We start from the raw sequence: 10,127 nt of genomic DNA, 5'->3' as shown, positions 1-10,127 counted from the left end.
ATCTATTAAAAGAGAAGAATCTTATCTCAAGAATAAAAAAATTTCTGGTCCCGCAAAGACCAGAAAGATCATATGAACGTGCTATAAAACCCAAATCATGTCAACCGTTAAATTATAGAACGTCCTGACATGAATTATTATAACACGTTATTTTAGAATAACAATAAAATTTTTTGAGCTAGATGCTAGTTCTTTTTAAGTATATCTAAAATCCATATTTTTATATTTTTATTTATGAATAACAGAAAAGATGGCTGTTTTTACTTTAACAACCATCTTATCTTAATTCAATGATTTTTCATTTTCTCTTAACTTAATACCATTGTCTCATCAGATTACTTTTTTAGTGTAATTATATTAATTTGGTTAGGGCAAAACAATCGATATTCATAACCATTTTCCATACCTAAACCATTAGAAATAACCAATTGGCTTTTGTTTTTAGTATAGTAGCCATGAACATAATTTTGACCATTACTCTTTTTAAATAAACCACCAATCCCAGGTAAATAAATATAACCGCCCATCGTATGACCAGATAATTGCAATGCAATATTACTTTTAGCTGTAGTATCAAAATAATCTGGTTCATGAACAGCTACAAGTTTATAAATATCTTGATTGTTTTCGTTGATCAAACCGGAAATATCGCCACTGCTTTCTAGACCGAATAACCCAATTGTCGCATTATTGAAATAAATGGGACGATATTCATTATGAAGAACTTCAAATCCACCTTCATTTAAAATACTTGTAACATCATTTAGTGAAGCGAGATCTTTTTCACCTAACACAGCAAATTTACCATAACTTGATTTTATATTTGATAATACTTCAATTACTTTTTCATTATCAAATGGGATATCTGTAAATAAATCACCACCAAAAATAAGCATATCAACATGCTGATTATTTAAAGATGTCACGATTTTTTCCAATCTAGTAATATCACTACTATTTTGAAGATTTATATCACTAATAAATCCAATTTCAAAATTTGCAAATTCATTAGGAAGACTACTATTATTAATAGTAGTTTTTTTGATCGTATAATCATCAGGGGCGATGTAATGACTATGATAATAACCAAAACCGCCACCGATAATTATAATTACTAATAAAAGAAATTTAATTGTTCTTATTTTTTTTCTCATGGTTTTTTATTCATGATAACCGGAATGATCATCGGATTACGCTTTGTTTTACGATAAAAATATGAAGATAAGATATCCCGTGTCGTATTCTTTATTTCTCCAAAAGTAGTTTTTCCTTGTAATAACTTAGATAAAGAACTTTCAACTAAGCGTTCTGCTTCACGAATCATATGAAAACTGTCTTTCATATAAACAAATCCTCGAGAAATAATTACTGGATGTGTCAATAATTTTCCGGCTCTAGAATCCATACTGATCAAGATCGAAACCATTCCATCTTCTGAAAGAATTTGACGATCACGAAGTACTGCTGTAGATAAACCACTGATATCATTTCCATCAACATAAATGTCTTCAACATGGATCCGTGGTCCTAAACGTGCTTCGCCGTTATTTAGTAGGATTGTATCACCGTTAGAAAGAACGAATGAATTTTCTGCTGGCACACCAACTTCTTGAGATAAGGCAGCATGGATTTTTAACATCCGATATTCACCATGAACTGGGAAAAAATACTTTGGTTTAGTAAGTAGCATCATTAATTTTTGCTCTTCTTGGGATGCGTGTCCAGAAGTATGTAGATTATTGAAAGCGGTATTTGTTAAAACTTTGGCTCCAGCTCTAAATAATTTATTTACAACGACATTGACACTATAAGCATTTCCAGGAATTGGATTTGACGAAAATACAACTGTATCACCAGGTTTGATCTTTACATATTTATGAGTTCCATTAGCGATTCTGCTTAAAGCGGCTAAAGCTTCACCTTGAGAACCAGTACATAAAATCAATATTTCATTGTCAGGTAATTTTTTAGCCTGATCATTTTTGATGAAAAATTTATCAGGGCATTTAATATATCCCATGGCTCTAGAAACTTGGATATTATTTTCCATTGAACGACCATAAACAAGAATTTTTCGATTAAATTTAACTGCTGCTTCAACGATTTGCTGGACACGATGAACGTTAGAAGCAAATGTGGCAACGATCAAGCGACCTTCAGTTTTTCTAAATTCTTCCTGGACGCTGTTAGCGACTTTCTTTTCACTGATAGAAAAAGTAGGAACTTCAGAATTTGTTGAGTCACTCATTAATAAAGTGACACCAGTTTCACCTAAGAAAGACATTTTTTGATAGTCAGCAGCATCTCCCACTGGAGATAAATCAAATTTAAAGTCACCAGTTTCAACAATTCTACCATTAGGGCTATTGACGATGATTCCTAATGATTCAGGGATAGAATGATTGGTCTTAAAAAATCCGATATTAAAATACTTAGATTTGATTTGGTATTCATCATTGATTTGGATGATCTTAGTTACATTAGTTAGTCTTTTTTCATCTAATTTTCTTTTGATCATCGCACTAGCTAACGGAGTAGCATAAATAAAAGGGATTTTAACGATCTGTAATAAAAATGGGATTCCACCGATATGATCTTCATGACCATGAGTGATCATTAAACCGCGAATCTTTTTTTCATTGCGCTTTAAATATGAATAATCCGGAATTACATAATCGATTCCTGGTAAGCCTTCTTCAGCAAATTTAACTCCTGCATCGATAATAAATAATTCATTATCATGTTCGATACAGTACATGTTTTTACCGATTTCATTAAGTCCGCCTAAAGCAAATACTTTAGTATCGATGCTATTACGATTTTTATTAGTCGTTTTTCTAATAGTTTTAGGTTTATTATAATTTTTTTGATTAGTTCTGCCAGTTTTTCTATTATTTGTATGTGGCTTTTCTTGCATAATTTCCTCCTTGTTTATATTTTATCTTCTTTTTATAATTATTATAACATATAAAAAGGCAAGAAACTTCGTTTCTTGCCTAGATAATTTTTTTACATGCCGCAACTGCTAATGCATGTGGTCCAATATGACATGAAACACTTAATGATAATGGGTCACAGATTATATTAGAATCAGGATAAATTTCCTCTAATTCTTTTTTTAATTCTAATGCTGGCTGCTTGTCATATGTATAAGCTACACAGACATGTACATTTTTCCCTTTTTGTTCAGGATCGATGCGTTCATCAATATCTTTTTTTATCGCTTCGATCATTATTTTTGTTGCTTTTGACATTGTTCTTGATTTACTGAAAGTATCAAGCTTTTCACCCTGAATCTGTAAAATCGGTTTGATTTTCATCATTCCGCCAAGAATTGCAACTGCAGGGGTAATTCTTCCACCTTTACGAAGATATTCTAATGTGTTGACTGTAATATAGATAGAAGCGTTTAATTTATTTATTTCAAGAATTTCTTTGATTTCTTTAGCTGATTTCCCTTGTTTAGCTAATTCGATGGCATCAAACACATCCCACTTTTGAGTAACTGAGATCCTTTGAGAATCAACGACTTGAACTCTTCCATCATACTCGTTTGCTAACATCAACGCCGTTTGACAAGATCCACTTAAACCACTCGACATTGGAATATATACTATCTCATCATAATTTTTTAATACCTCATCCCATAGTTTACCGACATCACCAACTAAAGGCTGGCTTGTAAAAACTTCAGCACCGTTTGTTAGTTTATCAAAAAATTCACTATGTGTTAAATTAATATCTTCATAGAAGGTCTGGCCATCAATAGTAAAGGGCATTGGCAATACATTAATGCCTAACTTTTTACCCTCATCTTGTCTTATTCCAGAATTACTATCAGTGATAATTGCAACTTTACTCATAAAAAACCTCCTATCTCTAAAACATATTTTACTTAAAATAATAAAAATTGCAAACTATTTAAGTATTATTAATGAAATATTTATATCTAACTATCAACTGTATTGCTTGTTGTAATACAGTTAAAAGTCTGTTATACTATTAGTGCGAGGATAAGTTTAGAAAGGAGTCAGCATGAAAATAGATAGTAATAGTGCAACACCGATTTATGAACAAATATATAAACAGCTGCTAGAATATATAACCACAGGATTGATGCAGACAGATGATAAATTACCTTCAGTACGGGAATTATCTTCATCGATTCATATTAATCCAAATACAGTTGTTAAAGCTTATCGCCTTTTAGAAGAACAGGGTTTTATATATTCTTTACCGGGTAAAGGAAGTTTTGTCAGCTCAAAACAAAATGTTCAAACGAAGTTATTTTTAAAACAGATCGATGAATTAACACATGAAATAGTGGCTAAAAGTAAATATGTGGGAATGACTTTTGAACAATTGTGTCAGTTATTGGAACAAAAATGGGAGGATAAATAATGTTAATAGTAAAAGAACTTTCAAAAAAAATAGATAACAAATTAATTTTGGACAACATTAATTTAAATATACCTAAAGGCTCAATTTATGGCATTATTGGTGAAAATGGTGCTGGTAAAACAACATTGATCCGTCATCTTGTTGGGGCATATCAAGGCGATTACGGTTTTGTTGAATTAGAAGGAATGCGAGTTTATGAAAATAGTGAAGCAAAAGCAAAGTTAGTATATATTCCTGATGAATTTTTTGATGTATTTGGTCATAATATTAAAAATCTTAAAGAACTTTATCAGGGAATCTATCCGACTTTTAATGAGGAACGATATATTAAATTAATGCGGTTATTTAAGCATGACAGCTTAGAAAATTTTAATAAATTTTCTAAAGGAATGAAAAAGCAGGTAATGTTTATTTTTGCTCTTTCGATCATGCCGGAATATTTAATTATGGATGAACCTTTTGATGGTTTAGATCCGCATATTCGGAAAATAATTTGGGATATCTTGATTCAGGATGTAAGTGAACGGCAAATGACGATCTTTATCTCTAGCCATCATTTAAATGAACTAGACAGTATGTGTGATCATATTGCTTTGATCAGTGATGGGAAAATTATTTTTGAAGAAGCGCTTGATCATTTAAAAGAAGGTTATCATAAATTACAGATTGTCTTAGAATCGGGCGATGATATGTATGCTTTAGAAAAAGAACTGAATATTTTAGCGCATCAGATGATGGGACGGGTTCATACTTTGATTGTTGAAGGAAATCTTGAAAGTATTGATATGATAGTATCAAAATATCATCCAATCATAAATGAAACATTATCATTGTCATTAGAAGAAATTTTCTTATTTACGCTGGGAGGAAAGTATGATGAGCTCAAGGACATCATGGGTTAATCAAACCCTGTTTAGAAATGTTGTTAAAAATAATCTTTTTCCAGCTAAAGTTTCATTAATTGTTTTTTGGGGAGTTTTTATCTTAGCGTCAATAGCTGCTGATGGAACGGGAATGGGACAGTTATGTATTGCTGTTTATGCAATCAGTGCGGTTGTTTTAACAACAGTATATCCGAGTTTTATTCAAAGTTATATGATTGATAAAACGAAAGCTTCGATAGTAAAAACCCTGCCGTTGAGTTCTAAGTGTATTTGGTTTACTAATTATTTAGCTGGTTATCTAATTGTTTTAGTTACGCTTTTAATTGAAGGCATTGGTGTAATTTTTATTGATATCTTTAGATCTTATACCGTTGTGGAAAGTATTTTGTTTTATCGCTTTATATTAATGATTTTTGTGCTATTGTTTATTTATTATACAATTACTTATTTAGCTGCCAGTATGGCAGGGAATCGTTTGGGCCAGATCATATTTAGTATAGTAGCTTATACTTTGCCTGTAGCATTGTTGTTGAGTCTTATGTTGTTTTCTATTTATTTAGTGCCGGGACAGATCAATCAAATTGGTGATCGCTATGCTAAATTAGTGTTTCCGGTTTTTGCGGGACTGGAATTTATTGATACGGGTGATAAGACAATTTTTATTCATTGTCTTGGTGCAATGGTATTTTTAGTGATAAGTTATTATGTTTATGTAAATAGAAATGATGAGTATATTGGAGAACCGCTGGTTTTTCGTAAGATGGGACTGATTTTAAAAGCGGGAATCATGTTGATTGTAACAGTAGCAATATTTTATTTGATCTTATTTATGAATCAAATAGATATTACATTTGGGGTGAAGGGTATTTTAGATTTATTGTTGATATACATGGTAATTGGTGTGATCGTAGCAATTTTTATTGAGATTATTTTTAAAAGTACTTATATTTATCGTAAGTTATTGATTTATCTTCCCATCTTATTGATCTTTTTTGGCATTAATTATGCGTTTGCAAATAATCAATATCACCAGGTTGTTTCTGAACTTTTTTCAAAAGAAACAATCAGTGGTGATCTTTATATCAATAATCGAAAAAGTGATGTCTTGTTACTGAATCTTGATCATGATAATTTGCTGGGTTTGATTGATTATCTTAATGATAATCTAGATAGCGTTCATGCTCTGGAGTATGGAAGTAATGAAGAACTGATGGTACTTAATTTATATAATGCTTCAGATGATTTTTATAAGAATGACCTACATTATTATTTTGATTTTAAAGTTGTCATCGATTATTTCAATAAATCGGACAGTGATTATTTAAATACGGTTAGAGACTTTGAAAACAAAAAATATTTAACTGGTTATTATCAAGAAAAAAGTCTTTATTTAAGTCCAGAAAATATTAATCAGCTTTATCAAATAACTAAAGATCAAAAAATAACGGCGGATGATCTAATCGATGCTAATATGCTTAATTTAAACAGTGATGACTATCATCAATATATAATTAAATTAAATGATCAGGTAAAAGAATTTTTAGAATCTGATTCAATAGTCAAACAGTCTAAATTTGTTGATGATTGTTATAATTATATTTTGGATAATAATTTATTAGTGGATCTTGATAGTCCAGTAGCTAAGTTTATAGAAGATGAATTGCTTATAGATGATTTGACTTCTTTATATGATGATGTTGTTGAATTGATAGAATTTGATAATAATTATGTTATATATCGAGCAAATGTAACAGCTTTAAATGAGGATGAGAGTTTTGAAATTAGTTTGGATCTGAAGTTTGAAAAGTTAAATGATGAAATTGTTATTAGTTCGATTAGAAAGGCTGGTATATAAACATGTTGAGTTTATTTAAAAATGATTTAAAACAATTAAAGGATCTTTTTGTTATATATATTGGCTGTCTAATTTTGAATTTTATTATTAGTAGATTATCATATGATCAGGATATCGCTGTGATTACTTTTTATTTGATTATTTTTGTCTTTACTTTGATTATTCCAACGATCAATTTAAGACATTTGTTCAGTGTTGCTAAAGAAACATATTATAATTCTTTACCTTTAACTAAACTGCAATGCTTTATGATTCATTATTTAAGCGGGATCATTTGTTTGATTATTCCAGTTATAATTTACTGTATTTTACTTCAAGGAGATTTTTTGAAAAATGGTCTGGCGCTGTTATTAATAATTCTTTTGTATTATACATTATCTAATTTATCTGCATATTTAACGACGACCCTTTTTATGCATATAGTTTTACAGATAGTTATCATCTTTGTACCGATCGTGCTTTATTTTAGTTTATCATTGGTATATGCTTCATTTATCAAAGGAATCGTTTATGATGGGATGTCGTTAGATATGATAAGTACTTTAATGCCCTTTATCAGAATAGCTGCAGCAGCTAGTACTGATCTAAAATTAAATTATTTTATTTATATCGGATATCTAGCAGTTAGTTTTTTGTTAACTTTATATATATGTAAAAATCGTGATCGTAGTAATAATTACCAGGGATTTACTTATAAAATCGTTGCCCAAATAATTAGGCTGATCATCATTATAAGTGGATCATGGCTGTTAGCTTCATTGCTAGGAGTCAGTTCGGCTTCAATAAAAAGCTTTATTATGATAAATATTATTGCAACAGTAATTGTTACTTTTATTGTTCAATTTATTCATTTTAAAAAAATTAAATATCAATTATGTATCATCCAATCTGCTTTAATTGTTTTGGTGACAGTGATCATTTTTGCAGGTTCTAAAAATTATTTAGAAAATTATATTCCTGATGCAGTTGATGCGGTAGTGATCGATCAGGATGTTGCAGGAGTTAAATCGGATATTCGTGTCACTGATGATCAGGAGATTGCTAAAGTAAGCAGGATTCATCAAGAATTGATTGAATCAAGTAGGGTCGATGATCTGCCAAGAAAAATAAATATCACTTATTATTGTTCTAATGGACATAAAGTAGTACGTCGGTATTCTGTAGAACATACTGAATATGAAAAAATCGTTAATGAAATTGATAAAAAATTGATTAAAAGCTGGAATGGTAAATATTATCAATTATTAGAAAAGATGGATAAATGTCAAAAAATTGAGCTTTTTAATGATGGTAATAATTATAGTATTGATTCAAAAGATGAATTACAGCTTTTTAAAGAAATATTACAGCGTAAATTGACAGATTTTGAAAATGATCCTAGTTTATTAAAAACTGTGATTTTTGGTGAAGAGTTTTGGTGTGATGTGAATTTAAAAAATAGTTCTTTGATATATTATTATAATACTAATGATCCTATGTCTTTAGCTTTAGCGGATTTTAATAAAATAAAAGCAAATTAGTTGTAATTATTTTAATATCAGGCATAATGTTAAATAGAGGTGAGAATAATGAAAATATTAAATAGTAATGAATTTGATAGTGCTATCGCTAAAGGATTAGTATTAGTTGATTTTTATGCCGACTGGTGTGGACCTTGTAAAATGTTAGGACCAGTATTAGAAGAATTAGCGAATAAAATGGATCAAGTTGATTTTTATAAATTAAATGTTGATGCTTCATCAGATATTGCTGGTCGTTATGGCGTACAGGCAATACCTAACTTGATTATTTTTAAAGATGGTAAGGCGATAGATCAAATTACGGGTTTTGTTCCCGAAAGTGAGATCGTTAGTCATTTAGAAAAATTACTTTAAACCATGGAAGATTCCATGGTTTATTTATGCTATAATAAAGGTGTTAGGAGGGATATAAATGGTACGAAAACCCCTTAAATTAACAAAAAATGCATTGATGCTGATTGGTATGATCGTTTTGATTTTAGTCGTTTTGGTTGTTTTGAATTTTGGTAAAGCCAATAATGAAATTGTAAAACCAGCAGAAGATAAGGAGACATTAAGTTCATTAGTAGTTGAAAATCAGGTTTTAAAAGTAGAACTGCTGGAATTTGTTTCGGCTAAAAATTTTGATGATAGTTATCAGGAAGTAGCGATGGATATTGCTGCCAAAGAAGAAATACGTGGTTATAAAATAAGTACTAAACAGGAATTTAATAAAATTATGCGTTTATTACCACCTGGAGAAGAGTCACCATTATTGAATAACAGTAGTGAGATGCCGACTCATGAGGCTTATATTTTAGTTTTAACGGGTGATATTGCTCAATATAAAAATAGTAAAGGTGAAGATGTTTATCGAATCGTCAATGCCAGATTAGATTATTGTAAACAGTCATTATTATTAGAAGGGGAATATGACAGTGTTTATATTGCTTCGATTGATGGTAAGAAAGAAAAAATGGTTAAAATGGATGATTATAAACAGGCTTTATCTAGTGTAGATGAATATATGTCAATGTTACAATGGTAATGCCCTAGCGTACAGCTAGGGCATTATGCTTATTAATTGTTTAAACCAGCTACAAATGTTAGATCGATGCCAAACATGATACCTGTATTGGGATTATTGATTCCTTTTAAAGTTTCATCAATTATTTTTCTGACTTTAGCAACTTCATCGTTTTTTAAAATAAAGAATAGTGTTTTGCTAGTTTCACGAGGGTCTTCTAGAATGATTCGTAATGATTCGATAATAAAGTTATCGCTGCTTTTTAATGCATTGACCATTCCTTTGCTTTCAATGATCGTGCCACCGGTTATACCATTATTTTGTAAAGCTACTAATAAATCATCTAATTTTTCAGTTTTGTGTAAGACTAAAAATAGTGCCTGCATAAAAAAATCACCCCTTTTAATCATTATAAACTAAACTAATGTGCTTTGCATTAAGAAATGTTTGGTTTATAATAG

The 10,127-nt window shown here is 30.1% G+C and carries 10 protein-coding genes; 6 read left to right on the top strand and 4 right to left on the bottom strand.

The window, feature by feature from the left end:
• Nucleotides 1-335: 335 nt before the first annotated feature.
• The 3 genes from BR82_RS0107640 to BR82_RS0107630 all read right to left on the bottom strand — a co-directional run bounded on the left by BR82_RS0107640 (nucleotide 336) and on the right by BR82_RS0107630 (nucleotide 3,863).
• A complete protein-coding gene (locus BR82_RS0107640) occupies nucleotides 336-1,154 on the bottom strand; it encodes a metallophosphoesterase (protein WP_027089711.1) in 819 nt (272 codons plus the stop codon).
• Complete coding sequence (rnjA, locus tag BR82_RS0107635; protein ID WP_027089710.1) at nucleotides 1,151-2,917, bottom strand: ribonuclease J1; 1,767 nt, start codon at nucleotides 2,915-2,917, stop codon at nucleotides 1,151-1,153. The genes BR82_RS0107640 and rnjA overlap by 4 nt, the downstream gene beginning before the upstream one ends.
• Nucleotides 2,918-2,996: 79 nt before the next feature.
• A complete protein-coding gene (locus BR82_RS0107630; protein WP_027089709.1) occupies nucleotides 2,997-3,863 on the bottom strand; it encodes a DegV family protein in 867 nt (288 codons plus the stop codon).
• Nucleotides 3,864-4,035: 172 nt separating this feature from the next.
• Between BR82_RS0107630 and BR82_RS0107625 the strand changes: the two genes are divergently transcribed.
• From BR82_RS0107625 to BR82_RS0107600, 6 genes are read left to right on the top strand one after another with little or no spacing between them, the layout of a single operon-like run.
• Nucleotides 4,036-4,401 carry a GntR family transcriptional regulator gene (locus tag BR82_RS0107625; protein ID WP_027089708.1) on the top strand — a complete coding sequence of 122 codons (366 nt, stop codon included), beginning with the start codon at nucleotides 4,036-4,038 and terminating at the stop codon, nucleotides 4,399-4,401.
• Nucleotides 4,401-5,303, top strand: a complete 903-nt coding sequence (locus BR82_RS0107620; protein ID WP_027089707.1) for an ABC transporter ATP-binding protein — start codon at nucleotides 4,401-4,403, stop codon at nucleotides 5,301-5,303. Before BR82_RS0107625 ends, BR82_RS0107620 begins: the two co-directional genes overlap by 1 nt.
• The gene (locus tag BR82_RS0107615; protein ID WP_051592782.1) at nucleotides 5,278-7,140 is read left to right on the top strand and encodes a hypothetical protein; all 1,863 of its coding nucleotides are present in this window, start codon (nucleotides 5,278-5,280) and stop codon (nucleotides 7,138-7,140) included. The genes BR82_RS0107620 and BR82_RS0107615 overlap by 26 nt, the downstream gene beginning before the upstream one ends.
• 2 nt (nucleotides 7,141-7,142) lie before the next feature.
• The gene (locus BR82_RS0107610; protein WP_034864423.1) at nucleotides 7,143-8,660 is read left to right on the top strand and encodes a hypothetical protein; all 1,518 of its coding nucleotides are present in this window, start codon (nucleotides 7,143-7,145) and stop codon (nucleotides 8,658-8,660) included.
• A gap of 48 nt (nucleotides 8,661-8,708) precedes the next feature.
• Nucleotides 8,709-9,014, top strand: a complete 306-nt coding sequence (gene trxA, locus BR82_RS0107605; protein ID WP_034864421.1) for a thioredoxin — start codon at nucleotides 8,709-8,711, stop codon at nucleotides 9,012-9,014.
• A gap of 58 nt (nucleotides 9,015-9,072) precedes the next feature.
• Entirely contained in the window at nucleotides 9,073-9,687 is a 615-nt protein-coding gene (locus BR82_RS0107600; protein WP_027089703.1) for a hypothetical protein, read from the top strand.
• Nucleotides 9,688-9,719: 32 nt separating this feature from the next.
• On the opposite strand, the gene BR82_RS0107595 is transcribed toward BR82_RS0107600, so the two are convergent.
• Nucleotides 9,720-10,052, bottom strand: a complete 333-nt coding sequence (locus BR82_RS0107595) for a P-II family nitrogen regulator (RefSeq protein ID WP_027089702.1) — start codon at nucleotides 10,050-10,052, stop codon at nucleotides 9,720-9,722.
• Nucleotides 10,053-10,127: the final 75 nt, after the last annotated feature.

The sequence above is a fragment of the Thomasclavelia saccharogumia DSM 17460 genome, assembly GCF_000686665.1.
Classification (GTDB): domain Bacteria; phylum Bacillota_I; class Bacilli_A; order Erysipelotrichales; family Coprobacillaceae; genus Thomasclavelia; species Thomasclavelia saccharogumia.
Note: the sequence above shows the minus strand (reverse complement) of the source record. Positions and strands in the feature narration are given on the sequence as shown.